At 71.5% G+C, this 24127-nt stretch carries 21 protein-coding genes; 7 read left to right on the forward strand and 14 right to left on the reverse strand.

Translation table 11 applies throughout. The features are described 5' to 3' along the window. Nucleotides 1-114: 114 nt before the first annotated feature. On the reverse strand, nt 115-2208 hold the full coding sequence (locus ACZ9QC_RS03955) for a SpoIIE family protein phosphatase (RefSeq protein ID WP_472918838.1): 2094 nt from the start codon (nt 2206-2208) through the stop codon (nt 115-117). A gap of 88 nt (nt 2209-2296) precedes the next feature. On the opposite strand from ACZ9QC_RS03955, the gene ACZ9QC_RS03960 reads away from it, so the two are divergent. Together ACZ9QC_RS03960 and ACZ9QC_RS03965 are read left to right on the forward strand one after the other, a co-directional pair. After that, nucleotides 2297-3721, forward strand: coding sequence for a lipase maturation factor family protein (locus ACZ9QC_RS03960; RefSeq protein ID WP_472918839.1), 1425 nt, complete (start codon nt 2297-2299; stop codon nt 3719-3721). A 147-nt stretch (nt 3722-3868) separates the two neighbouring features. Further along, a complete protein-coding gene (locus tag ACZ9QC_RS03965) occupies nt 3869-5209 on the forward strand; it encodes an amidase (RefSeq protein ID WP_472918840.1) in 1341 nt (446 codons plus the stop codon). Between the two features lie 91 nt (nt 5210-5300). On the opposite strand, the gene ACZ9QC_RS03970 is transcribed toward ACZ9QC_RS03965, so the two are convergent. Further along, nucleotides 5301-5783 carry a GNAT family N-acetyltransferase gene (locus ACZ9QC_RS03970; RefSeq protein ID WP_472918841.1) on the reverse strand — a complete coding sequence of 161 codons (483 nt, stop codon included), beginning with the start codon at nt 5781-5783 and terminating at the stop codon, nt 5301-5303. A gap of 49 nt (nt 5784-5832) precedes the next feature. After that, entirely contained in the window at nt 5833-6006 is a 174-nt protein-coding gene (locus ACZ9QC_RS03975; RefSeq protein ID WP_316724262.1) for a hypothetical protein, read from the reverse strand. A 495-nt stretch (nt 6007-6501) separates the two neighbouring features. Here ACZ9QC_RS03975 and ACZ9QC_RS03980 point away from each other — a divergent pair, with 495 nt between their 5' ends. Next, on the forward strand, nt 6502-6999 hold the full coding sequence (locus tag ACZ9QC_RS03980) for a hypothetical protein (RefSeq protein ID WP_472918842.1): 498 nt from the start codon (nt 6502-6504) through the stop codon (nt 6997-6999). Here ACZ9QC_RS03980 and ACZ9QC_RS03985 read toward each other — a convergent pair. The 5 genes from ACZ9QC_RS03985 to ACZ9QC_RS04005 all read right to left on the reverse strand — a co-directional run bounded on the left by ACZ9QC_RS03985 (nt 6978) and on the right by ACZ9QC_RS04005 (nt 13521). Further along, the gene (locus tag ACZ9QC_RS03985) at nt 6978-8471 is read right to left on the reverse strand and encodes an SDR family NAD(P)-dependent oxidoreductase (protein WP_472918843.1); all 1494 of its coding nucleotides are present in this window, start codon (nt 8469-8471) and stop codon (nt 6978-6980) included. The two genes, ACZ9QC_RS03980 and ACZ9QC_RS03985, sit on opposite strands and share 22 nt — an antisense overlap. 259 nt (nt 8472-8730) lie before the next feature. Next, nucleotides 8731-10077, reverse strand: a complete 1347-nt coding sequence (locus ACZ9QC_RS03990) for a wax ester/triacylglycerol synthase family O-acyltransferase (RefSeq protein WP_472918844.1) — start codon at nt 10075-10077, stop codon at nt 8731-8733. A 178-nt stretch (nt 10078-10255) separates the two neighbouring features. Then, complete coding sequence (gene glgC / locus ACZ9QC_RS03995; RefSeq protein ID WP_472918845.1) at nt 10256-11476, reverse strand: glucose-1-phosphate adenylyltransferase; 1221 nt, start codon at nt 11474-11476, stop codon at nt 10256-10258. A 55-nt stretch (nt 11477-11531) separates the two neighbouring features. After that, a complete protein-coding gene (glgA, locus tag ACZ9QC_RS04000) occupies nt 11532-12683 on the reverse strand; it encodes a glycogen synthase (protein WP_472918846.1) in 1152 nt (383 codons plus the stop codon). A gap of 97 nt (nt 12684-12780) precedes the next feature. Next, the gene (locus ACZ9QC_RS04005) at nt 12781-13521 is read right to left on the reverse strand and encodes a (2Fe-2S)-binding protein (protein ID WP_472918847.1); all 741 of its coding nucleotides are present in this window, start codon (nt 13519-13521) and stop codon (nt 12781-12783) included. A 228-nt stretch (nt 13522-13749) separates the two neighbouring features. On the opposite strand from ACZ9QC_RS04005, the gene ACZ9QC_RS04010 reads away from it, so the two are divergent. Continuing rightward, a complete protein-coding gene (locus ACZ9QC_RS04010; RefSeq protein WP_472918848.1) occupies nt 13750-14925 on the forward strand; it encodes a DMT family transporter in 1176 nt (391 codons plus the stop codon). Nucleotides 14926-14958: 33 nt separating this feature from the next. Here ACZ9QC_RS04010 and ACZ9QC_RS04015 read toward each other — a convergent pair whose 3' ends face one another. Continuing rightward, entirely contained in the window at nt 14959-16101 is a 1143-nt protein-coding gene (locus tag ACZ9QC_RS04015; protein WP_472918849.1) for a transglycosylase family protein, read from the reverse strand. A 335-nt stretch (nt 16102-16436) separates the two neighbouring features. On the opposite strand from ACZ9QC_RS04015, the gene gndA reads away from it, so the two are divergent. Further along, nucleotides 16437-17876, forward strand: a complete 1440-nt coding sequence (gndA, locus tag ACZ9QC_RS04020) for an NADP-dependent phosphogluconate dehydrogenase (RefSeq protein WP_472918850.1) — start codon at nt 16437-16439, stop codon at nt 17874-17876. A gap of 493 nt (nt 17877-18369) precedes the next feature. Here gndA and ACZ9QC_RS04025 read toward each other — a convergent pair whose 3' ends face one another. The 4 genes from ACZ9QC_RS04025 to ACZ9QC_RS04040 form a co-directional block, all read right to left on the reverse strand. Then, nucleotides 18370-18714 carry a GNAT family N-acetyltransferase gene (locus tag ACZ9QC_RS04025; RefSeq protein ID WP_472918851.1) on the reverse strand — a complete coding sequence of 115 codons (345 nt, stop codon included), beginning with the start codon at nt 18712-18714 and terminating at the stop codon, nt 18370-18372. Nucleotides 18715-18786: 72 nt separating this feature from the next. Continuing rightward, nucleotides 18787-19206 carry an aspartate 1-decarboxylase gene (panD, locus tag ACZ9QC_RS04030; RefSeq protein ID WP_472918852.1) on the reverse strand — a complete coding sequence of 140 codons (420 nt, stop codon included), beginning with the start codon at nt 19204-19206 and terminating at the stop codon, nt 18787-18789. A 306-nt stretch (nt 19207-19512) separates the two neighbouring features. Next, complete coding sequence (locus ACZ9QC_RS04035) at nt 19513-19884, reverse strand: cation-transporting P-type ATPase (RefSeq protein ID WP_472921591.1); 372 nt, start codon at nt 19882-19884, stop codon at nt 19513-19515. A gap of 58 nt (nt 19885-19942) precedes the next feature. Then, entirely contained in the window at nt 19943-20821 is an 879-nt protein-coding gene (locus tag ACZ9QC_RS04040; protein WP_472918853.1) for a universal stress protein, read from the reverse strand. A 454-nt stretch (nt 20822-21275) separates the two neighbouring features. Between ACZ9QC_RS04040 and ACZ9QC_RS04045 the strand changes: the two genes are divergently transcribed. Next, nucleotides 21276-21692 carry a hypothetical protein gene (locus tag ACZ9QC_RS04045; protein ID WP_472918854.1) on the forward strand — a complete coding sequence of 139 codons (417 nt, stop codon included), beginning with the start codon at nt 21276-21278 and terminating at the stop codon, nt 21690-21692. Here ACZ9QC_RS04045 and ACZ9QC_RS04050 read toward each other — a convergent pair. Beyond that, nucleotides 21626-22513, reverse strand: a complete 888-nt coding sequence (locus tag ACZ9QC_RS04050; protein WP_472918855.1) for a universal stress protein — start codon at nt 22511-22513, stop codon at nt 21626-21628. The genes ACZ9QC_RS04045 and ACZ9QC_RS04050 overlap by 67 nt on opposite strands. A 444-nt stretch (nt 22514-22957) precedes the next feature. On the opposite strand from ACZ9QC_RS04050, the gene ACZ9QC_RS04055 reads away from it, so the two are divergent. Further along, nucleotides 22958-24118: a WD40 repeat domain-containing protein gene (locus ACZ9QC_RS04055; RefSeq protein ID WP_472918856.1), complete on the forward strand. Its 1161-nt coding sequence runs from the start codon at nt 22958-22960 to the stop codon at nt 24116-24118. Nucleotides 24119-24127 lie beyond the last annotated feature (9 nt).

A 24127-nucleotide genomic window follows, 5' to 3' on the forward strand; every position in this document is an offset into this window, starting at 1 on the left:
TCAAAGCCCCGGTCGTCTTTCAAAGCCCCGGGGGCCTGGTCTTCCGGGGGCGCGGGGAACTGCGCGAGAAGCCCCACCGGAGCCGCACCCGCCAACGAAACAGGCACCCCCGAGCTATGAGGCGCCCGCGCCCGGCAGCACGAACTCGCACCACACGCACTTGCCCCCACCCCGCGCCTCCACCCCCCACACATCCGTCAACCGGTCCACCAACAGCAAGCCCCTCCCCGACACCCCCGCCTCCCCCGCCTCCCGCCGCCGAGGCAACGCGCTGGAGGAGTCCTCGACCTCCACCCGCAGCCGCCGGTCGGATCCCGCGAGGGCCCGCAGCGTCACGATCGCGGAGCCCTCCGTGTGCATGAGCGCGTTGGTGATCAGCTCGTCGGCGACGAGTTCGATCTCGTCGGCCCGATCCCGCGCGCCCCACGTGCGGACCGCCGCGCCGATCATGTGCCGCGCCTCGCTGAGCGCCTCCGGATCACCCGGCGCGACATGCTGCTGGAGCCGCCCGCCGGGCTCCGCGGTGCGGCTGCGGCGGCGCAGCAGCAGGAGGGCCACGTCGTCGTCGCCGCCCCGCTCCTCCGCCACGTCGATCAGCCGGTCCGCGAGATCGTCGACGTCGTCGGGGCCGGTGGCGATCAGCGTCCTCAGCGTCCGCATGCCGTCGTCGAGGTCGGCGCCGGGCTGCTCGATGAGGCCGTCGGTGCAGAGCAGCAGCGTCTGCCCGGGGAACATCTCGACCGTGCTGACGGGGTACTCCAGGCCGCCGAACTCCGCGGACAGTCCGAGTGGCAGCCCCCCTTCCACGGCGACCCGGTGGCAGGTGCCGTCGGTGTGCCGCACCAGCGGGTCGATGTGGCCGGCCCGGACGACCTGGACCACCCCGGTGGACAGGTCGGCCTCCGCGTACAGACAGGTCGCGAAGCGGTCGGTGTCGAGTTCGTGGAGGAAGGCGGAGGCGCGGGCCATCACAGTGGCCGGGGTGTGGCCCTCGGTGGCGTAGGCCTTCAGGACGATGCGCAGCTGCCCCATGACGGCCGCCGCGTGCGTGTCGTGGCCCTGGACGTCACCGATGACCGCGCCGACGCGCCCGCCCGGCAGGGGGATCAGGTCGTACCAGTCGCCGCCGATGTCCCGGCCGAGCGTGCCCCCGAAGGACGCGGCGCGGTAGCGGACGGCGATGTCGGCGCCCGGGACGCTGGGGATGGACCGGGGCAGCATGGCCTGCTGGAGCCCCTCGGCCAGGTCCTTCTCCTGCTCGTAGAACATGGCCCGCTGGAGGCTCTGGGCGATGCTGCTGCCGAGTGCGATGAGGATGTCGCGTTCCTCGGAGGTGAAGCCGCGCCGGTCGCTGTAGAGCAGTCCCATGGCCCCGATGGGGCGGGCCTGCACGATCAGGGGCAGATAGGCGGCCGAGGTGATCTTGAGGTCGGTGATGTGCGGCCACAGCAGCGGGTAGGACTCGGCGAACTCCTCCGGTGACTCGATGAAGTGCGGGGAGAGGTGCCGTACGACCTCGTTCATCGGGTACTTCACGTCGAGGCGGGTGATCCGGGTGCCCGGTACATAGCTGTCCTCCGGGCCGGCGGCGACCATCCGGACGCGCCCGGCCTCCACCAGGCCCATGACGAGGCTGGTCGCGCCGAGGTGGGTGAGCCCGTCGGTGTCCTCCAGGACGTCGATCACGTCCTGCACGGTCCGGGCGTGGGCCAGGGCGGCCGTGACGACCTGGACGACGTTGGCCTGTCTGCGGCGGTCCTCGTCGGGGGTGGCCTGCGGCTCGGTGCGGGAGCTGATCTCGTTCAGTTCACGGGTGGCGTCACGCACGATGCCGATGACCCGGTACGGGCGCCCCGTGGCGTCGCGGCGGATGTAGCCCTGGGTGTGCGTCCAGCGCAGGGTTCCGTCGCGCAGCCGGATGCGGAAGTAGGCGCCGTAGTTCTCGCTGCCGTCCTTGAGGGCCTGCGAGACCAGGGCGTCGAGTCTGTAACCCTCCATCGGGGGCACCCGCACGGACAGGCTCTCGGGTCTGCCGTCGTACTCCTCCGGGCTCACGTCGAAGATCTCGTGGGCCTTGGCGTCCATGTGGAACGCACCGGCGTCGAGGTCCCAGTCGAAGGTGCCCATGAGGTTGAGGGCCAGGACGGGGTCCGGGTGGGAGAGCCAGTCGTCCGGGACGTCCGAGTCGCTCGCTCCCCGATCAACCATGGAGCTACTTTGACAGCATTTGCCCGATTATTCGAGTGGAGGGATCGATATCTGACCGGACCTCGACGCGCTCACTATCGTCGGTAGCGTGGACTGGTTCACCGCACCCGACCTCTGGCTGAGCCGACTGCTCTTCCAGCGCTCCCTGGCCGTGATCTATGTGGTCGCCTTCCTGGGAGCGGCCCTGCAGTTCCGCGCGCTGATCGGCGAGCGGGGCATGCTGCCGGTACCCCGTTTCGTCGAGCGGGTGCCGTTCCGGCACGCGCCGAGCGTGTTCCACCGCCACTACTCGGACCGTTTCTTCGCGGCGTGGGCCTGGACGGGCTGCGCGGTGTCGGTTGCGCTGGTCGCCGGGCTGGACTCGCTGCTGCCGCTCTGGGCGGGCATGGTGCTGTGGTTCGTGCCGTGGGCGATGTACCTGTCGATCGTGAACGTCGGCCAGACCTGGTACTCCTTCGGCTGGGAGTCGCTGCTGCTGGAGGTCGGTTTCCTGGCCGTCTTCCTCGGCAACGACGAGGTGGCGCCGCCGGTCGTCGTGCTGTTCCTGCTGCGCTGGGTGCTCTTCCGGGTCGAGTTCGGGGCCGGGCTGATCAAGATGCGCGGCGACGAGTGCTGGCGGAGGCTCACCTGCCTCGACCACCACCACGAGACCCAGCCGATGCCCGGCCCGCTCAGTTGGTTCTTCCACCACCTCCCGAAGCCGTTGCACCGCGTGGAGGTGGCCGCCAACCACGTCACCCAGCTCGTGGTCCCGTTCCTGCTCTTCGCCCCGCAGCCGATCGCGACGGCAGCCGCCGCGCTGATGATCGCGACACAGCTGTGGCTGGTGCTCTCCGGCAACTTCTCCTGGCTGAACTGGATCACCATCGTGCTGGCCCTGTCCGCCGTCGACTTCGGCACGGGCGCGCCGGACACCGCCGACCCGCCCCTGTGGTACGCGGTCACCGTGCTCGCCGTCGCCGCGCTGGTCCTCGGGCTCAGCTACCACCCGGTCCGCAACATGATCTCCCGCCGCCAGGTCATGAACCGCTCCTTCGACCCGCTGCACCTGGTCAACACCTACGGGGCGTTCGGCAGCGTCAGCCGGGTGCGGTACGAGGTGGTGATCGAGGGCACGGCGGACGACGTACCGCGCGAGGACTCCGAGTGGCGGGAGTACGAGTTCCGGGGCAAGCCGGGTGATCCGCGGCACTGGCCCCGCCAGTTCGCCCCGTACCATCTGCGGCTCGACTGGCTGATGTGGTTCGTCGCGCTCTCCCCCGCGTACGCCGGCTCCTGGTTCGGCGCCCTGGTGGAACGCCTTCTGGAGAACGACCGCGACACCCTCCGTCTGCTGCGCCGCTCCCCCTTCCCCGCCGACGCCCCGCCCCGCTTCGTCCGCGCCCGCCTCTTCCGCTACCGCTACACGACCTGGCGCGAGCTGCGGGAGACCGGAGCGTGCTGGGAGCGGACGTACGTACGGGAGTTCCTGCCCCCGACGCGACTGGCCGCATCACCCGCGCGCAACCGCTGACCGGGCCGGGCGCGGACTTCTGCACGACGGACTCTCGACGCGGGGCCGCCCCACAGGGCACAGTGCTGCCGTACTCGATCACTACTCACGAGTACGCCCCTCCGTCGCGTACGACACCGACGCGCACGACACCGCCAGGGAGCGCCCGTGACCAGCTGGGTCGGCCGGACCGCCGTCGAGATAGCCGCCGCCGTACGGGCGAAGCGGGCCACGCCGCGTGAGGTGGTGGCGGAGCATCTGGCGCGGATCGAGGCCCTGGACGGGCGGGTCGGGGCGTTCCGCACGGTCCGGGCCAAGGCGGCCCTGGCAGAGGCCGACGAGGTGGCCGACCGGGCCGATCTGGCCGAACTGCCCCTGGCGGGCGTGCCGGTGGCGATCAAGGACAACCTCGCCGTGCGGGGCGAGTCCACCCGGAACGGGTCCGCCGCGACCTCCGAGGCGCCGGCCGGGGAGGACCATGTGACCGTGGCCCGGCTGCGGGCGGCGGGCGCGGTGGTCGTGGGGCTCACGAACGTGCCCGAGCTGTGTGTCTTCGGCACCACCGACGGCGTGCACGGCACCGCCCGCAACCCCTGGGACACCGCGCGCACCACCGGTGGCTCCTCGGGCGGCAGTGCGGCCGCCGTCGCCGCCGGTCTGGTGCCGCTGGCCCTGGGCAACGACGGCATGGGCTCGCTGCGGATACCGGCCGCGAACTGCGGGGTGCTCGGCCTCAAGCCGGGCTTCGGTGTCGTCCCGGCGGACATCGGGCACGGCGACTGGTTCGGCATGTCCGAGAACGGGCCGCTGGCGACGACGGTCGAGGACGCCCGGCTGATGTTCGGGATACTGGCGGACAAGGCCGCCGCGGACCCGCCCGGATCCGCGCCGTCCGGATCCGCGCCGTCCGCGCCGAGCATCGCCGTGTCCGTGCGCAGCCCCCTGGTCGGCGTGACCGTCACGCGCGCGTACGCCGATGCCGCGCGCCGGGCCGCCGAGCTGCTCGCCGGGGCCGGGCTGACGGTGCGGCGGGCCGATCCGCCGTACCCCCTCTGGCTGGGCACGACCTCGCTGGCGCACTGGACCGCGGGGACGGCGATGGACGCGGAGGGCCTCGATCCGCGGTTGCTCACCCGGCGCACGCGGGTGCACGCGGCCGTGGGACGGCGCTTCCTGAAAGGGGTGCGCGCGGGCGACCGCCGGGAGCAGTTGCGCCGGCGCATGGAGCCGTTCTTCGCCGAGCACGATGTGCTCCTCACCCCGGCGCTCGCCCGGCGGGGGCCCGCTGCCGCGAACTGGCACGAGCGGGGGTGGGTGCGCAATCTGCTGGTGAACACCAACTACGCACCGCTGACCCCGCCGTGGAACCTCACGGGTCGGCCCGCGATGTCCGTGCCGTTCGGCACGCTTCCCTCGGGGGCGCCGTGCGCGGTGCAGTTGGTGGGCCGCCCGGGCCGCGAACTCGAACTCCTGTCGGTGGCGGGCCGGTTGGAGGAACTCAATCCCTGATCACGGACGGCACCGCTCGACCGGCCGCATCGGTAGAGGCACCCGGAAGCGGCCGTGTCACAGCGCCTTCCGGGGGACGTGATCGGTCTCGTCACAGCGCCTTGTACATGATGTGCAGTCCCACCAGGCCGTCCTTCGGGTGCTCGAAGGCGTCCGGGACGGTGGCGAGGACGGTGAAGCCGAGGGAGGTCCAGAGCCGTACGGCGGGGTTGGTCTCGACGACGGCGTTGAACACCATGCCCCGGAAGCCCTGGGCCACGGCCTCGGCGAGCACGTGTGCGGCGAGGGTGCGGCCGATGCCCCGGCCGCCGTGGTCGGGGTCGACGATGAAGCCCGCGTTGGCGATACGGGCCGCGGGGCCACCGTAGTTGGGGGTGAGGTAGGCGGAGCCGACCGGCGTTCCGGTCTCGTCCTCGGCGACGTACACGCGCTTGGCGGGGGCCATCCACAGGGCGCGGGCGGCTTCCTCGGAGGTGTCCGGGTCCCAGGTGTAGGTCTCGCCCGCGGCGACGACGCGGTGCCAGAAGGGCCAGATGCCGGGCCAGTCGTCGGCGGTGGCTTCTCTGATCTGCATGGGCGTGAGTCTGGCACGCCCATGCAGACGGCGATCGCGATGCTCCCGCTCAGTCCACGCTGGGCAGGATGTGGGGCTCGGCGAGGTCGTCCTCGTAGCCCGCCAGCCGGATCGGGGCGGACCTGGCCCACACGTCCAGGCTGCCCAGTTCCTTCTTCGACCGGCCGCTGCCCTCGGTGTGTTCCTCGGGACGTGGCTCGCGATTCGTCTTCTCTGGTGTCACCGCGCACTCCTTATGTGTCGGGTCACCCTCGGGACGTCGGCCCAGCCTGCCGCTGTGCGCCTGACGTCCGCCCGGGTCTGAGTCGTTGTCAGTTCGGACGCGGTGGCGCCGGATTGCCTGGAGATGAGAGCAGGCCGTGGTGACCGGCTTGTCCCGGGACGGACCGTGGGTGTGGGTGGGACCCATATAAGGCTGTCCGTCCGGTACAGAGTAACCAAATGAGCGGGTGGCCGCTCGATGGGGCTGAAAACACGAGGTAACTGTCTTGAGTCTTTCAGTGCCCAGCAAGCCCTACCCTAGGGCAAGTTGCCCCATTTGTTCGGTTTCTCATCACTCGTTCGGCTCAGTACTCGACCCCCGCACCCTTCCGACAACCCATCGGATCGCCGTGCCCGGTACGCAGTTCAGGTCCTGTTGGCCGAATCGCAAGCCGACCATGATCTGCTCATGTGTCGCAACGGCATTTCTCGCGGGCGGACTCGGGAGGACCGGCGGATGGAACTGCGCGGCGTCGAGGAGCTGATGGACCTGCTGCACGCCTGCCGGGGCGGCGGCCCGACGGCGGACCGCCGCGGGGGCGCCGCGGTCGACCCGTACGAACACGCGCTGCAGACCGCCGCGCTGTTGCGCCGAGGCCGGCCCGCCGACAAGGAACTACAGGTGGCGGGGCTGGTGCACGCCATCGGACGGCTGCTCCGTCCGGGTGACGACACCGGCCACGCCGACCTGGCCGCCGACACGGTGCGCCCCCTGCTCGGCGAGCGGGTGGCCCGGCTCGTACGCCTGCACGCCCTCGGCGCGGACGATCTGGTGCGACTGCACGCGGGCGGGTGGGCGGACGCCACGCTCGTCGAGGACGTGCTGGCCCTGCGGCACGCGGACGAGGCGGGGTGGAGCCCCGGCATGGACGCCGGGGTCCTGGAGGACTGGCGGACGGTGCTGGAGTTGGTGGCGGACCGGGCGAGGGCAGCTCACCACTTGCCGGGCTCGTAGTCCTTCAGGAAGATGCCGTACAGGTCCTCGCCCTGCTCGCCGCGGACGACCGGGTCGTAGACGCGGGCCGCGCCGTCCACGAGGTCGAGCGGGGCGTGGAAGCCCTCGTCGGCGAGGCGCAGCTTGTCGAAGTGGGGGCGCTCGTCGGTGATCCAACCGGTGTCGACGGAGGTCATGAGGATGCCGTCGGTCTGGAACATCTCCTGCGCGCTGGTCCGCGTGACCATGTTCATCGCGGCCTTGGCGGCGTTGGTGTTCGGGTGCCCCGCGCCCTTGTAGCCACGGCCGAAGACGCCTTCCATCGCCGAGACGTTCACGACGTACGCGCGTCCGCTTCTCGCCTTGCGGGCGGCGTCGGCCATGGCCGGGCGGAGCTTGCTGATCAGGATGAACGGCGCCGTGTAGTTGCACAGCTGGGTCTCCAGCAGTTCCACCGGCGAGATCTGCTCGATGGTCTGCACCCAGGTGTTGGTGTCCACGACGTCGGGGACGAGACCGCCCGCGTCGATGGCGGTGCCGTCGAGGTGCCGGGCGACGCTGGCGTTGCCCGCGACCAGGGCGAGGTCGGCGACCTGCTGCGCGTCGAGGCCGCTGGTGCCGAGGGGCAGCGCGGCGAGACCGTCCACGGCGCCGGAGTTGAAGGCGCCGATGACGTGGTGCGCGGGGAGCTCACCGGCGGGCAGCGGGGCGCTCTCCCCGTCCACCAGGGCGGCGTACGCGGAGGGCAGCCGGCGTACGGTCTGGGTCGCGTTGTTGATGAGGACGTCGAGGGGGCCGGCCTCGGCGACCTGGTCGGCGAGTGCGACGGCCTGCGCCGGGTCGCGCAGGTCGATGCCGACGACCTCCAGCCGGTGCATCCAGTCCCCCGAGTCGTCCATCGCCTTGAAGCGGCGGATGGCGTCCTTGGGGAAGCGGGTGGTGATCGTGGTGTGCGCGCCGTCGCGCAGCAGTCGCAGGGCGATGTACATGCCGATCTTGGCGCGGCCGCCGGTGAGCAGGGCGCGCTTGCCGGTGAGGTCGGCGCGGGCGTCGCGCTTGGCGCGGTTCAGGGCGGCGCAGTCCTGGCAGAGCTGGTGGTAGAAGTAGTCGACTTCCACGTACCGGGTCTTGCAGGTGTAGCAGGAGCGCGGGCGCTGGAGTATCCCCGCGATCTTCCCCGCCTCCGTGACGGACGACGGCAGGATGCCCTCGGTCTCGTCGTCGATGCGCTGGGCGGAGCCGGTCGCCGTGGCCTCGGTGACCGCCTTGTCGTGGGCGGTCTTGGCGGCGCGGCGTTCCTGGCGGCGGCGCTGCTTGACCGTGCGGTAGACGCCGGCGGTCGCCCGGCGCACGGCGATCGCGTCCGGGTGGTCGACCTCCAGCTTGTCGAGCTCCTCCAGCACGCTGAGACACACGGCGAGCCGGTCCGGGTCGATGCCGGGGCCGTACCCGACCTCGTCCGTGGTCGCGGGGCCGTCCTCTGTCACCGTCATCGCGCTGCCGTTTCCCTGATCACGTGCGGCGCGCCTGCCGCATCCGCTGTCGAACGGGGAATTGTACGGAGCGGGGGGCGTGGTGACCAAACTTCGGGCGCGGGGCCGGTGGGGGCTGGTCGCGCAGTTCCCCGCGCCCCTCAAGGGCCTACGGCCCCTTCGGGCCGAAAAGCACGGGGCGCAGCCCCTGCTTTTCAGGGGCGCGGGGAACTGCGCGAGAAGCCCCGCGCACCCGCACCCGACGACGCACCCCCACGCGTCACACCTCACACGCCGCCAACAACTCCCGCACCTCCCGCGTGACCGCCGCGGACAGTCGCTCCAGGTCCGGGACGGCCTCCCCGTCGGCGACCAGCCCGTAGTGGACGCTCCCCCGGTACGTGGAGACGGCCACCGCGAGGGACTGCCCGTGGGCCAGCGGAGCGAGGGGGTAGATCTCGGCCAGCGGGCAGCCGCCGAGCCGGAGGCCGAGGCTGGGCAGGGGGACGCTGGTGACGAGGATGTCGAACCAGAGGCGCGCGGCCTGACTGACCAGCGGCCCTCCGAGCCGGTGACCGAGCGGCAGCACGTGGTCGGCGAGCAGGGCCACCGCGCCCGCGCCCCGGTTGGGCCCCGCCTCCTTGTTGCGGTCCATCGCCGCACGCACCGTACGCAGCCGGCGCAGCGGGTCCGGATCGTCCACCGGCAGTTTCATCAGGTACCCGGAGAGCCGGTTGCCCTGCGGGTGCGCCGTGCGCGGCCGGCGCTTGGAGACCGGGATCAACGCCCGGGGCGCGACCCCTTCGCTGCCGTCCCCGCGCTCGTCCAGCCACCGGCGCAGCGCGCCCGCCACCACGGCGATGAGGACGTCGTTGACGGTGCCGCCGACGGTCTTGCGGATCCGGTGCACGTCGTCGAGGTCCACGAGCACCCCGGCGGTACGGCGGGTGCCGCTCGCCCCGGAGGTCAGCGCGGCCGGGGACCGGGCGCCGAGGCTCGCGTCGAGCGTGGTGCGGGCGACGGAGGCGCCGATGTCGAGGGCGCGCCCGAGGTCGGAGAGGGTGCCCCTGACCAGGTCGGGGAGTCTGCGCACGTCGCCGAGGAGGCCGCGGGGAGGTTCGGCGGGGCGCGGCCGGGGCGCGGGCATGTCGATGGGGTCCATGACGGCGGCGGCGAGCGTCAGCGCGCGCAGTCCGTCGGCGAGGGCGTGGTGGAACTTGAAGAGCACGGCGAAGGAGGTGCCGTCCTCCCCCGGCAGCACATGCGCCTCCCAGGGCGGCCGGCCGCGCTCCAGCGGGCGCTCCATCAGCCGTCCGGCCACGGTGTGGAAGTCTGCGGTCGGCGCGTGCAGCCGTACGTGGTCGAAGGGCTCGAAGTCGGCGACGGGCTCCCGGGTCGCGCCGCCGAACGCCAGGGGCAGCCGGACGTCCGGGAACCACACGTCCCGGATCCGCATCCGCAGCGCGGGCACCGCGACGGCCCGCGTGGCGAGCAGTTCGGCGGCATGGGCGCCCGCGGTGGGCGAGTTCGCCGTGAAGACGCCGAGGGCGGCCAGGTGCATGGGGTGTTCGGCGGACTCGATGTTCCAGAACGCAAGGTCGAGGGGGGCGAGCAGGTCAGAAGTCAATGGCTTGCCTCGCGTCGACGACGGGTGAACCGGTAGTCAATCGCTGTTGCGCGATTACGGTCAAGTACGATCAAGCTACGCACAGTTAACAACAGGTTAAGTCCCGCCTCCGAGAAAAGGCGGGACCCATGGGACATCTGTGTGCACTGCGGTCACCCTGAAGGGCTAGGTGCCCCGTCTACGACACCTGCTGACCCTTGCCCAACGCGATCACTCCGCCCCGGGAGACGGTGTACAGCTCGGCGTCCCGTTCGGGGTTGACTCCGATGGTGGCGCCCGGAGGCACCTGGACGTTCTTGTCGAGCACGGCGCCCCGGACGACCGCGCCCCGCCCGATGTGGACGTTGTCGTGCAGGACCGAGCCCTGGACGACAGCGCCCGGGTCCACGACGACTCCCGGGGAGAGCACCGACCGCGTGACCTGGCCGCGGATCAGGCAGCCCGCGCTGATGATCGATTCACTCGCCATCCCGCCCGCGTTGAAGCGGGCCGGCGAGAGCTGGCCGGAGCTGGTGTAGATGGGCCAGCTGCGGTTGAAGAGATTGAAGGCGGGGCGCTCGGCGATGAGGTCCATATGGGCGTCGTAGTAGGCGTCGAGGGTGCCGACGTCCCGCCAGTAGCCCTGGTCACGGGTGGTCTCCCCCGGCACGTGGTTGGCGCTGAAGTCGTACAGCTGGGCCTCTCCCCGCTCGGTGAGCTGGGGCAGGATCGAGCCGCCCATGTCGTGTACGGAGTCCTCGTCCTCCGCGTCCCGCTGGAGCGCCTCCACCAGGGCCTTGGTGGTGAAGATGTAGTTGCCCATCGAGGCGAACACGCATTCGGGATCGTCGACCAGGCCCGGCGGGTCGGACGGCTTCTCCAGGAAGCGTTCGACGGCCCGGCCGTCGGAGCCGGGCGTGATCACACCGAAGGAGGACGACTCCCCGCGCGGCACCCTGATACCGGCCACCGTCACGCCCGCGCCGCCCTCGATGTGCTGCGTCAGCATCTGGCGGGGGTCCATGCGGTACACGTGGTCGGCGCCGAACACGGCCACGTACTCGGGCTGTTCGTCGTGGACCAGGTTCAGGGACTGCAGAAGGGCGTCGGCGCTGCCCAGGTACCAGCGCGGGCCGAGCCGCTGCTGGGCCGGGACCGGGGTGACGTAGTTGCCCAGCAGGCTCGACATCCGCCAGGTCGTGGTGATGTGCCGGTCCAGCGAGTGCGACTTGTACTGCGTGAGCACGCAGATGCGCAGAATGTCCGCGTTGACGAGATTGGACAGGACGAAGTCCACCAGGCGGTACGTACCGCCGAAGGTCACCGCTGGTTTCGCGCGGTCGGCCGTGAGGGGCATCAGCCTCTTGCCCTCACCGCCCGCCAGTACGATTCCCAGCACCGAAGGTCCACCGCGCCGCATGCCGCCGCCCCTCTACGCCCGGTCGTGCCGAACGCTGATCCTGACTGCTCTGTGACTACCCCTGTTCGAGGACTTCCTGGTAAAGCCGGACGGTCCGCCGGGCCACCGCGTCCCAGCCGAACTCCCGCACCGCGCGCTCCCGGCCGGCCTCGCCCATCCGGGCGGCCGTCGCGGGGTCGGCGAGCACCGAGTCCAGGGCCCGGGCCAGTCCGTTCTCGAAGTCGTCCTCGGTCGGTACGAGGAGGCCCGTGACACCGTGCTCCACCACTTCCGGTATACCTCCGACCCGCGAGGCCACCACGGCCGTGCCGCAGGCCATGGCCTCAAGGTTGACAATACCGAGCGGCTCGTACACCGACGGGCAGACGAACACCGCCGCATGGGTGAGAAGCTGGATCACGTCCGGGCGGGGCAGCATCTGCGGTATCCAGAACAGGCCCTTGCGCACGCGGCTCAGTTCCGCGAAGAGGTCGCGGAACTCCTGGTCGATCTCCGGGGTGTCGGGGGCGCCCGCGCAGAGCACGACCTGCGCGGCCGGATCGATGTCCCGGACGGCGCGCAGCAGGTGGGGGACGCCCTTCTGCCGGGTGATGCGGCCGACGAAGAGGACGTACGGGCGGCCGGGGTCGACGCCGAGGCGGTCGAGGACGTCCGTGCCATGGGCCGGCCGGTAGAGCGAGGTGTCGATGCCGTTGTGCACGACATGGAGCCGCGCCGGGTCCAGGGCGGGGTAGCAGCCGAGGATGTCGTCGCGCATGGCGCCGGAGACGGCGATCACCGCGTCGGCGGACTCGATCGCGGTGCGCTCGGCCCAGCTGGACAGAGCGTAGCCGCCGCCGAGTTGCTCGGCCTTCCAGGGGCGCAGCGGTTCCAGCGAGTGGGCGGTCATCACGTGCGGGACACCGTGCAGCAGTTTGCCGAGGTGGCCGGCCAGGTTGGCGTACCAGGTGTGCGAGTGGACCAGTTCGCGGCCCTGGAGGCCGGCGGCGACGGAGAGGTCCACAGAGAAGGTACGCAGCGCGTCGTTGGCGCCGTCGAGCGCGGACCAGGGCCGGTGGCGCACGACACCACCGGCGGCGCCCTCGCCCCAGCAGTGCACGTCGAGATCGACCAGGGATCTCAACTCGTGGGCGAGGAACTCGACATGGACGCCCGCGCCGCCGTAGACGTCGGGCGGATACTCCCGGGTCAGCAGGCCGACTCGCACCCGGAACCCCCTGTCTCAGCGGCTGGTTCCCACATGGTCACCCAGAAGGGTCAGTTGGGGAAGACCACGATGTTCTTCGCGGGCGCACGCCCCGGGGTCAGGAGCGAGGGCCGCGGCGGGCGTCGGTACCGGGCGGCCGGTCGAAGCAGCAGTCGCCGCACAGTCCTCCGCCGGGCAGCCGGTAGTAGAGGCAGCAGCTGCGGCGGCGAAGGGTGGCCGGGTCGAGCGTCCCGGCCAGGGCGGGGTGCGCGAACAGCTCGGCGGCGAGTGCCCGGGACCGACTCGCCACCTCGGTACGGCCGTTGGCAGCCGCCCACCGGTCGATCTGACGCACGGCGCCCATCAGCGCGGAGGCCGCGTTCCCCCACAGCAGCCGCTCGGAAAGCGGTAGTTGAGCACGGAGGGCCGCCGCCAGCGGCACCAGGTGTCCCTCCCGTACGACCTCGCCGATCCGCTCGGCGGGCAGGCCGCGCACCTCGGCCAGCCACAGATCCTCGGGGGCGCTCGCGTCGGCGTCCCAGCGCAGGAGGCGGGGGTCGAGGTCGGGGACGCGGCCGTACAGGGCGGCCGAACCCAGGGCCACCGACCACAGCCGGGCGGCGAAGCCGAGGTGGGCGATGGACGCGGCCACCCGGAGCTCGGGCGCCCGGAGACTGCGCGCGACCTTCCGGACACGGAAAATTACGGGATTCGCGTAAACCTCTCGTTCCACATCGGCATCCCGTGCCGCGTAGGCCTCCGCGAGCGTCGGCGGACCGTCGTGCGGTGGTCGCCCCGTGCGTAGTACGAAGAAACCGCCGAGAGAGGAGAGGGCGCTGAGGCCGGGGTCGTGATCCACGAGGACGAGTAGTACCAGGGGCCGGGTCCCCGTCCAGCCGGTGGAGTGCACCCCGTGTCGCCCCCCTGAGGGATGACGACGGGCTCTTCGTACTCCAACGGCAGTAGGACCTATTGAGTGCTCAGGTACGACGACGCCGACGCCCGACCGAGGCATCGTGGTCAGTATGAAAGCCGAGCGTTCACCGCGCCGGGCCGGGAGCCCTCGCGCCTCGCTGAGGAGCCGCACATGAGCGCCCTCGTGTTGTCCGTGCTGCTGTCGTTCGCCTCCGCCGTGGCCTACGCGGGCGGGGCGATCGTCCAGGAGCGCGTCGCGGTGTCCTTGCCCGGTCAGTTCTACGCCCCGCTGCACCGGCCGGGGTGGTGGGCCGCCGCCGGCCTCAACAGCCTCGGCGGGCTGCTGCACGTGGTGGCCCTGGCCTACGGCCCGCTGAGCCTGGTGCAGCCGCTCGGCGCGCTGACCATCGTCTTCGCCCTGCCCATGGCGGCGCTCTTCGTGGGCCGCAGGGCGGGTGCGACGGCCTGGCGGGGCGTGATCATGGCGACGGTGGGGCTCGCGGGCCTGCTCTCCCTGGTCGGCTCGGCCGGCACCCAGTCGCTGGGCGACGCCGAGCGGGTGCTGGTTGCCGTGGTCAGCGGGGGCGCGGTGGCCGCGCTGATGGTGGCGGCACGCGCGGTCCACCGGCACCCCGCGGTCCGCAGCATCCTGCTCGCGATCGCCTCCGGTGTCGCGTTCGGCATGTCCTCGGTCTTCACCAAGACGGTCGCCGTCGACTGGACGGACGGCGTCACGCTCGCCGACCTGCCGACCGTCACGGTCATCGGCGTCTTCGCGACGGCCGGTCTACTGCTCTCCCAGGCCGCCTACCGAGGCGGCGGCCTGGCGGCCCCGCTCGCCACCCTGACCGTGGTGAACCCGGTGGTGGCGGCCGCGGTCGGCATCACGATGTTCGGCGAGACGTTCCGCTACGGCACGACCGGCACCCTGCTCGCACTGGGCTGCGGTGTCGTCGCGGCGGGCGGCCTGGTCCTGCTGACCACCGAGCGGCTCGGCGACGACGTGCGGACGGAGCGGGACGACGAGCGCCTCCCGATCCCGGCCGTCCGGCAGCCGATGGCGACGATCTCCGGGCGTACGCCGGCCGGCGTCGACCCGGAGTCGCTCACCTTGGAGCAGCTGCTCGCGGGTCTGCCGCACCGGACCTTCGAGAAGCCGGAGAGGGACGCGACCGACCTGGACGAGCCCGTGGTCGTACCGGCCCCGTTCCTCGGGCGGACGCCGGAGTGCGAGCCGGAGTACGAGGGCGACGCCCTGCCCGGCAACCTGCTGCCGCTGCCCTTCCGAGGCGGGCCGTACGTGCCGAGGGCACTCCTGGAGCGGCATCGCGACCGCGTGAAATCCTGAGCGGGAGGCCCGGACCGGGCCTCCCGCATCACCCTAGATCCGAACCCCTCCCGCCCGTAGATAGGCGATCGGATCGATGTCGCTGCCGAAGCCGGGCCCCGTCCGCACCTCGAAGTGCAGATGCGGGCCCGAGCTGTTGCCCGTGGAACCGGACCGGCCTATGCGCTGTCCGGTGCTCACGTTCTGCCCGGCCTTCACGGAGATCGCCGACAGATGGGCGTACTGCGTGTACCGGCCGTCGGCGTGCCGGATCACCACCTGGTAGCCGAAGGAGCCGCCCCAGCCCGAGGTGACCACCTCCCCCGCGGCCACGGACTTCACCGTGCTGCCGGTCGACACGGGGAAGTCGACGCCCGTGTGGTAGCCCTTCGACCAGGAGGAGCCCGAAGCGCGGTAGGGGGTGCCGAGAGAGGCGCTCACGGGAGCGACGAGGGACGCCGACTCCTGCCGCTTGTCGGACGCCTGCTGCTTCTGTTGCTTCTGCTCCTTCTTCTTTTCCTGTTTCTTCTCCTGCTTCTCCTGCTTCTGTTCGTGCTTCTGTTCTTGTTTCCGTTCCTTCTTCTGGCCGGCCGTGTGCAGGCTCAGGCGCTGGCCAGGGATTATCACGTCCGGGTCGGACCCTATGGTCCTGCGGTTGGCCTCGTAGAGCTTGCGCCAACCGCCCCGGACGTCCTGGGAGTCGGCGATCTCGGAGAGGGTGTCGCCACGGACCACCGTGTACATCTCGACCTTGCCGGCCTGCGACTGGGGCGTGGTCTGGGGCTTCACGTCCTCGATCTGGCGGGTGGGCCCGTCACCGCCGCGGGTGAGGCCCGCGCGCTGCGAGCAGACGGGCCAGGCGTCGGGGCCCTGGCCGTCGAGGACCTTCTCGGCGATCGCGATCTGCTGTTCCTTGGTGGCCAGATCCGCGCGGGCGGCGTACGCCGTGCCACCGAAGGCCTCCCACGTGGACTGGCTGAACTGCAGGCCGCCGTAGTAGCCGTTGCCGGTGTTGATGTTCCAGTCGTTGGTGGACTCACATGCCGCGACCTTGTCCCAGGTCTCGGCATCGGCCGCTTCCGCGACGCCGGTGCCCATCAGCGGGAGCGCCATCCCCGCGCCGCCCGCCGTGACGGTGAGTGAGGCGCGGTTGATCCTGTTCGGTTGGTACCGCCGGTGCCGACCGCGTACGGCCATGGAGTGTCCCCCTCGCCTATGCAGTGAGCCGCAAAAGTAAGCGCCGCGAACCGGCCAGGACAAGACGAAAATTCAGCCGCTCCCGTCCCGTGTGTGGCGGGTAAGCGACCTGATCCGGCGCGTAAGTGCTCCCGTCCGGCGCGCGAGTGACCAGGGACGGCGCGCAATGCATCTGGTTGCGCGCCCCATTGAGGCAGGTAGGGCTCTTCCTGCGTACTCAAGCCCGGCACGCCGCGCAGTGCGGACGGGGCCGGTGCACGTCAGGATGGCCGGAAGGACAATACTGGCGGGCAGGAACGGCACCACCGATATCAGGATCCATAGGAGCCAACCGTATGAGCACTTCAGCCCAGATCGGCGTCACCGGCCTCGCGGTCATGGGGAGCAACCTCGCCCGCAACTTCGCCCGCAACGGCTACACGGTCGCGGTCCACAACCGCTCCGCGGCGAAGACCCAGGCGCTGATCAAGGAGCACGGGCACGAGGGCGACTTCATCGCGGCCGAGACCGCCAAGGACTTCGTCCAGGCGCTGGAGCGCCCCCGGCGCCTGGTCGTCATGGTGAAGGCGGGCGGCCCGACGGACGCGGTGATCGAGGAGTTCGCGCCGCTCCTGGAGCCCGGAGACATGATCATCGACGGTGGCAACGCGCACTTCGCCGACACCCGCCGCCGCGAGGCCGCGCTGCGCGAGCAGGGCATCCACTTCGTCGGCGCCGGCATCTCCGGCGGCGAGGAGGGCGCGCTCAACGGACCGAGCATCATGCCCGGCGGCCCGGTCGAGTCGTACGACTCCCTCGGCCCGATGCTGGAGAAGATCTCCGCGAAGGCTGCCGACGGCGCGCCCTGTGTCACGCACGTGGGTCCCGACGGCGCCGGGCACTTCGTGAAGATGGTCCACAACGGCATCGAGTACGCCGACATGCAGCTGATCGGTGAGGCGTACCAGCTGCTGCGCGACGTGGCGGGCTACACCCCCGCGCAGATCGCGGAGATCTTCCGCACCTGGAACACCGGGCGCCTCGACTCGTACCTGATCGAGATCACGGCCGAGGTGCTGGCGCACGTGGACGCGGCCACCGGCAAGCCGTTCGTGGACGTGGTCGTCGACCAGGCGGAGCAGAAGGGCACCGGCCGCTGGACCGTCCAGATCGCGCTGGACCTGGGTGTTCCGGTGTCCGGTATCGCCGAGGCCGTCTTCGCGCGCTCCCTGTCGGGCCACGCCGCCCTGCGCGACGCCTCGCGTTCGCTGGCCGGCCCGAAGGCCACCCCGCTCAGCGCGGCCGAGGCGGGCGCCTTCGCCGACCGGGTCGAGCAGGCGCTGTACGCCTCCAAGATCGTGTCGTACACCCAGGGCTTCCACGAGATCGACGCCGCGCGCGACGAGTACGACTGGAACATCGACCTGGGCAAGGTCGCCTCGATCTGGCGTGGCGGCTGCATCATCCGGGCGGCGTTCCTGGACCGGATCCGCGCCGCCTACGACGCCCGGCCCGACCTGCCGAGCCTGCTCTCCGACGAGACGTTCGCCCAGGAGATCGCGGCGGCGCAGGACGACTGGCGCGAGGTGCTGGTCGCCGCGACGCGGCAGGGCGTGCCGACGCCCGGGTTCGCGGCGGCGCTGGCGTACTACGACGCGCTGCGCGCCGAGCGGTTGCCCGCGGCGCTCACGCAGGGGCAGCGGGACTTCTTCGGGGCGCACACGTACCGCCGGGTGGACCGGGAGGGGTCGTTCCACACGCTGTGGGGGCAGGGTCGCGGTGAGGTCGAGGCCTAAGGCGCCTAAGGGGAGGGGGCTACGGGTCGGTCGGCGGCTGCCGGTCGAGAGTGGCTGGTCGCGCCGGCGCCGCGGAGCCACACATGTCACAGCCCCGCGCCCCTGAAGCCTGCTGATGTGGCCCGGTGTGGATCAGTCCACGCCGGGCCACAGTCATTCGTTCCGCCGCTCCCCTACGACAGCGGGCCCGGCCTGGGTTCGCCCGGGACCGGGTCCGGGCCCGGGGGGTTGGGAATGGGGTCCGGCTCCGGGGTGGGGACGGGGTCGGGGGTGGGGACGGGGTCGGGGAAGGGGGGCTCCGGGAAGGGTTCCGGGCGGTCGGGGCCCGGGCCCGGGGTGGGGCCGGGCTTCACGGGGTCGGGGTCGGGATGCGTCATCGCGTCCTCCAGCCAGGGATACGTCGGCCATGGACTGATGCCACGGGTACCCGTGGCCCGCACGGGCAGTCACCCGGTTGGCGGGCGAGGTGCGACCGCGCCCGCCGCCGGGTCCCTCAGAAGCCCTCGGGGTGGGCGATCAGCCAGTCCTTCGCGGCCCGCAGCAGCGCCGGATCGGCGGCCGGGGCCTCCTCGGGGTGGCGTTCGGCCCACTTCACGACGTACGGGCAGAGGGGGGCGACCACGACGCCCTCGCGGGCCGCCATGCCGTACAGCTCCCGGGCCAGCGAGCCCGCGATGCCCTGCCCCTCGTACGCGGACTCGACGATCGTGTGGACCGGGACGAGCGCCTCCTGCGGGGAGGCGAGGACGAAGTACTGGATGTGACCGGCCAGTTCGTCGCCGGCGAAGGCCTCCAGTCGGCCGGCCGCCCGGTCGTCACGGATCTGTACGTCGCTCATGGCACTCCTCGCGTGCGGATCGGGGACGCCGGGCGCTCGCCCGAGGTCTCGGACGGCGGTCGCCCCGGGGCCTCAGACGGTGACGGCCTGCGGGCTGCGCCGCTGGTCCGAACCCGGCACCGGCTCGGAGGCGTCCGAGCCCAGCGCCACGATCCGGTTGTCCTGGTCCACGTGCACGACCCTGGGCTCCAGGGCGCGGGCCTCGGCGTCGGAGACCTGAGCGTAACTGATGATGATCACCAGATCACCGGGATGGACGAGATGGGCCGCGGCCCCGTTGATCCCGATCACGCCGGAGCCCCGCTCGCCCTCGATGACGTACGTCTCCAGCCGGGCGCCGTTGGTGACGTCGACGATGTGCACGAGCTCGCCCGGCAGCAGGTCGGCGGCGTCGAGCAGCTCGGCGTCGATGGTCACGGACCCGACGTAGTGCAGGTCGGCCTGGGTGACGGTGGCGCGGTGGATCTTGGACTTGAACAGAGTACGCAGCACTTTGGACTCCTGGAAGACGGCTCCCTGCCTGCTTTCTGCAGGTCAAGGGCGATATCACTCTACAACTGGCACCCGCCTGACTCGAAGAGTGTGAGGAACATCGCTTGCCATCGGGGACAGGGCTCCCTGCCTGGGCTTCCGCGCCAACCAGTCTGTTGTGACGCCCCGAACAGGTGCCTGTTCAAACAGCCTTCTCAGGAGCTTCGGGGAATGATGCTGACTGACCACATGCCGACTACCTGACGTTGCGTCAGGCGCACGGCGTTCGCGTCGCTCTCTCAACCAGTTGGCCGCTTCGTTCCGTTGCTACGACGGAGCCGACCGAATGCCCTCCTCAAGTACACCCGGCGCCGTATGGAGGACCGGCTCCACGCGCAGGCGCGTCCCGTCCCGGTCGAACATCTGGAGGGCCTCCAGGCAGGCGACGGGCCCACGGGCGTCCTTGATCTCGCCGATGATTCCGGCGACGACGGCCACGGCGAGCAGGACGCCGATCAGCCGGCTGCGCAACTGATCCAGCAGGCGCAGCCACTGCGGCCGGCGCACCGGTTCGGCCAGCTCGATGGCGCCACAGGCGGCGGCCCGCTGCTCGGCGCCCGCCGTGCTCAGGCCCGTGGCCGGGACCACGGCCAGCAAGCCCGTCACCTCGGCGACGTCGCGCCGGTAGGCGTCCGGCAGGAGGGCGTCCGTACCGACAGGGCACCATGTGCGGCCGTGGACTGCTGCTCAGGCGCGGTCACTTCTTGCCGCGGACGACGGTGACCGGGCAGTGGGCGTGGTGCAGCAGGGCCTGGCTGACGGAGCCGAGCAGCAGGCCGGTGAAGCCGCCCCGGCCCCGGGCGCCGGTCACCACCAGTTGGGCGCCGCGACTGGCGTCGATCAGGGCCGGGCGGATGAGCGAACGCACCAGGCGCCGCTCGACCACGACCTCCGGATGGACCTTCTGCCAGGAGGCCACCGTCTCGTCCAGCAGGTGCTGCTCGGCCTCGCGAATACGGTCGGCGTCTGCCACCACTGCGGTGAGGGGGTCACCAGGGCCTTCGTAGGCGCGCTCGCTGAAGGTGTTCCACACATGGAGGGCGACCAGTGGCGCCTTGCGCAGTGCCGCCTCGGCGAACGCGAACTCCACCGCCGCCTCGCCTGCTTCGGAGCCGTCCACGGCCAGGATCACCGCACCTGCCGGATCGGGGCAGCCTCGCACCACCATCAGCGGGCAACGGCCGTGGGCGGCCAGATGTACCGCCGTCGAGCCCAGCAGCAGTCCGGAGAAGCTGCCCAGGCCCCGGCTGCCGACCACCGCCAGCGACGCCGAACGTGACTCGATCTCCAGCACCTCAAGCGCTTCCCCGGCCACCACCGACCGGGTGATCCGGATGTCCGGCGCGATCGCGTGCGCCCGTTCCTCGGCGTGGACCAGTGCACCCCGCACCATCGGCTGCAGACCATGGTCGGCGGGGCCCCACGGCGCCCCGGTCGACAGGTGTCCGGGCGCCTGGCCGAAGGCGTGCACGATCCGCAGCCCCACCCCGCGCAGACGCGCCTCACGGGCCGCGACCTCGACCGCGCCGATGCTGGAGGCGGAACCGTCCACGCCCACGATCACCGGTTCACTCACCGAGTCACGATCGTTCACTGGCTCACTCACCGAGTACTCCCATCCGGCCATCGCCGACGCGTGGACCTTCGCCCTCAGTCTCGCCGCGGCGACCCGGTACTCCCAGGGGCCGCCGGTCCGCCCCCAGGGGCCACCCGGCCCTACCGGATACCCCAGGGTGCTCACGACACTGATCACCTGCCGCGCTGCCCCGGCCCCCTGATTCACAACCTGACGACGGCTTGGGCACCCCGCGGCACCTGCCGAAAACCTGCGCACGGCAGGCCGCCGCGACGCCCGTCGAAGACTTCGCGCGCCGGGGCCAGGGCCACCGCCCGCCGGGAAGAGTCCGGACGCGTGACGACGGGCAGATCCACGTGGACGTCAACAAGGTGCTGCTGCCCGGCGCTGTCCGTGCTGGTGGTGGAGGACTTCGTGATGGCGGGGCCAACTGCCGCTGCTCGCCGTGGTCGCCGTGGCCGCCGCCGGAGGCACCTGGTGGCAGGCGCTGCTCGCCGTCGCGGCGCCGGCAGTGGTCACGGCCGCCACCACACTGACCGCCGGCTGGTATGCCGCCCGCCGCGACGGTGCCGGCCGCCGCGGCTGGCTCCGCGCCGGAACCGCGCTCACCGCCCGCGGAGAGTTCTCCGTCGTCATCATCGGCCTGGCCGCCCCCCGGACAGGGCCGCCCGGCGGCTCCGGTCACCACCTACGTGATGATCCTCGCCGTCTGCGCCCCGTCCTCACCCGCTTCGCGCCCACCCGGCAGACGGCCCCCGCCCGCCCGCACCGCGGGACAGGGCAGGGGCCGCCCACCGCACGAGGTCAGTGCCGCGCGTCCGTTCCCCGCACCACCGCGACCGGGCAGTGGGCGTGGTGCAGCAGGGCCTGACTGACGGAGCCGAGCAGCAGCCCGGTGAAGCCGCCCCGGCCGCGGGCACCGGTCACCAGCAGCTGGGCGGACCGGCTCGCCTCGATCAACGCCTCCCGCGTCCCGCCGTGCACGACCCGGTGCTCCACCACCACACCCGGGTGCCGCTCCTGGCGTCCGGCCAGCGCCTCCGACAGCAGGCGCTCCTCCTCACCGACGAGAGCGTCCGGCGGGCTCGCGTACGGCGTCGACGGCTCCCGCGGTGCGGGCATCGGCGCGTTCCACGTGGTCCATGCGTGCAGCGCCACCAGTGGCACCTTCCGCAGCTCGGCCTCGGCGAACGCGAAGTCCACCGCCGGCCCGCCCGCCGCCGAGCCGTCGACGCCGAGCACGATCGGGCCCTCCGCACTCGGCTGCTCACGCACGACCAGCACCGGACACCGGCCGTGTGCCGCCAGATGGACGGCCGTCGACCCGACCAGCAGCCCGACGAACCCGCCCATGCCACGGGACCCGACCACCACCAGCTCGGCGGCGCGCGACTGCGCCTCCAGGACCGTCAGCGGTTCACCGGTCACCACGGCATGACTGACCTCGACCTCCGGCGCCGCGGCGCGCGCCCGCTCGACGGCCTCGGCCACCAGACGGTCGGCCAGGTTCCGCAGGCCGCCCTCGGCCGGACCCAAGGGTGACGGGCCCAGGGGCACGTGCAGCGCGGGCCAGATGAACGCGTGCACGACCCGCAGCTCCGCCCCACGCGACCGCGCCTCCCGGGCCGCCTCCTCGACCGCCGCGAGACTCGACGCCGACCCGTCCACACCGGCTACCACCACACCGCTCATCGTGCCTCCCACATCCCGGACGCCAGTACGCCGTTGCTCTCGCCCGTCACACTCCCCCGGCCGCGCCCTGGGTGCATGGGCCTGACGGCACCGCGGCCAGGGCCGACCGGCACTCCTGCGCGGGGCGACGTACCCGTCGCGGTGGAGTCGGCTGCGACCTGGGCGCCGGTGCCGCACGACAACTACGCATCACAGCTGAGTAGTTCTACTCATGCCGACATCGGGATGCCTGGTTAGCCTCGTCATACGCGGCGCTAGCGGTCCGGGTACAGGTCTGGTCAGTGCCATCACGACACACCTGACTCCAAGGATTCGACCGTGAGCGATCCGAGACCCACGCCGCCTCCGGCCTTTCCGCAAGCGGGCCCCGGCGGATTCGGTGATCCGCGTGGACCCGTCTACGCCCCCGCTGCCGGACCGCAGCGCACACGCAGGGACGCCATCGTGACAGTTCTGCTGGTGGTCGGGCTGCTCGCCGCCATCGCGCCCCTCGTCTACACACAGGCGCGCCATATTCTGGGCTTGTACGATCCCACCGCGCCGTCCGACGGTGTGACGCTGCGGACGTTGGCGTTGAGCGGCTCGGTGACGTACTCGCCCGACGGACACACCTTGGCCGCCTGGGGCGACAAGGGCACTGTGGAGCTGTGGGATGTCGACAGCGGCCTGCGTCGACACGTCCTGCGGTTCGCCGTCGACACCGATGCGCGGTTCTCCGACCGCAAGGTGGTTTTCGCACCGGACGGCGCCACAGTGGCGACGGAGCTGAACGACGGGCGGACGATCCAGATCTGGGATACACAGAGCGGTGCCACGCGCACCGTGATCAAGGTCCCGGTCACCCATCCCGACGGGTTGATGCCGTTGCGCGTCAGCAAGCTGGTGTATTCATCCGACAGTCGCACCATCGCGGCCACCGGTGATCGTCTGCAGCTCTGGGACGTGGCCACTGGCACGCTCCGCCACCAGATCAACGTCTCGGCCAGGGATGCGGCATTCGCGCCGGACGGCAGGACCATCGCCGCCGTGGCCGAACGGCAGGGCGGTATCTGGGACGTCGCCACCGGTGCCCAGATACACCCGCTCGACCCGTCCGGAGGGCATTTCAACTGGACGGTCGGGTTCGCGCCGGACGGACGAACCGTGGTAGCCGATGGTGACAGGGTCCGGGCCTGGGACGCGGCGACAGGTGCTGTGCGGTGGTCGTCAGGTACGTACGAGGGAGACAAGCCGGCCTACGCCCCGGACGGGAGCTTGCTGGCGGAACGCAGCGGTGACGACGTCTTGCTGGTCGATCCGGAGAGCGGTGACAAGCTCCGTACGCTACGTGGCCTGCACGGTCTCCTGATAGCGGTCGGCAACAACGAGCAGGTGGATCAGGTTGTTTGGGCCCCGGACAGCCGCACCCTGGTGGTCAGGCACAGCTCTGCGAACGAGTCCTGGGCCAACACGGCGCAGGTCTGGGATGTCAGAACCGGTACCGCACTGCAGGTCCTCAGAGGACACCAAGGGCCGATTCACGATGTCGCGTACTCTCCGGACGGCCGCACCATCACCACCGTCAGCGGCGACGGGACCGCGCGGATCTGGCGCGCAACCGCTTAGCGGTGTCCT

This window comes from Streptomyces sp. HUAS MS02 (assembly GCF_055702265.1).

What these genes read in the sequence shown, in the direction of transcription:
- ACZ9QC_RS03955 (WP_472918838.1), bottom strand. Translation starts at nt 2,208, where the DNA reads ATGGTTGATCGGGGAGCGAGCGACTCGGACGTCCCGGACGACTGGCTC.
- ACZ9QC_RS03970 (WP_472918841.1), bottom strand. Translation starts at nt 5,783, where the DNA reads ATGCAGATCAGAGAAGCCACCGCCGACGACTGGCCCGGCATCTGGCCC.
- ACZ9QC_RS03980 (WP_472918842.1), top strand. Translation starts at nt 6,502, where the DNA reads ATGGAACTGCGCGGCGTCGAGGAGCTGATGGACCTGCTGCACGCCTGC.
- ACZ9QC_RS03985 (WP_472918843.1), bottom strand. Translation starts at nt 8,471, where the DNA reads ATGACGGTGACAGAGGACGGCCCCGCGACCACGGACGAGGTCGGGTAC.
- glgC (WP_472918845.1), bottom strand. Translation starts at nt 11,476, where the DNA reads ATGCGGCGCGGTGGACCTTCGGTGCTGGGAATCGTACTGGCGGGCGGT.
- ACZ9QC_RS04010 (WP_472918848.1), top strand. Translation starts at nt 13,750, where the DNA reads ATGAGCGCCCTCGTGTTGTCCGTGCTGCTGTCGTTCGCCTCCGCCGTG.
- ACZ9QC_RS04015 (WP_472918849.1), bottom strand. Translation starts at nt 16,101, where the DNA reads ATGGCCGTACGCGGTCGGCACCGGCGGTACCAACCGAACAGGATCAAC.
- gndA (WP_472918850.1), top strand. Translation starts at nt 16,437, where the DNA reads ATGAGCACTTCAGCCCAGATCGGCGTCACCGGCCTCGCGGTCATGGGG.
- ACZ9QC_RS04025 (WP_472918851.1), bottom strand. Translation starts at nt 18,714, where the DNA reads ATGAGCGACGTACAGATCCGTGACGACCGGGCGGCCGGCCGACTGGAG.
- ACZ9QC_RS04050 (WP_472918855.1), bottom strand. Translation starts at nt 22,513, where the DNA reads ATGAGCGGTGTGGTGGTAGCCGGTGTGGACGGGTCGGCGTCGAGTCTC.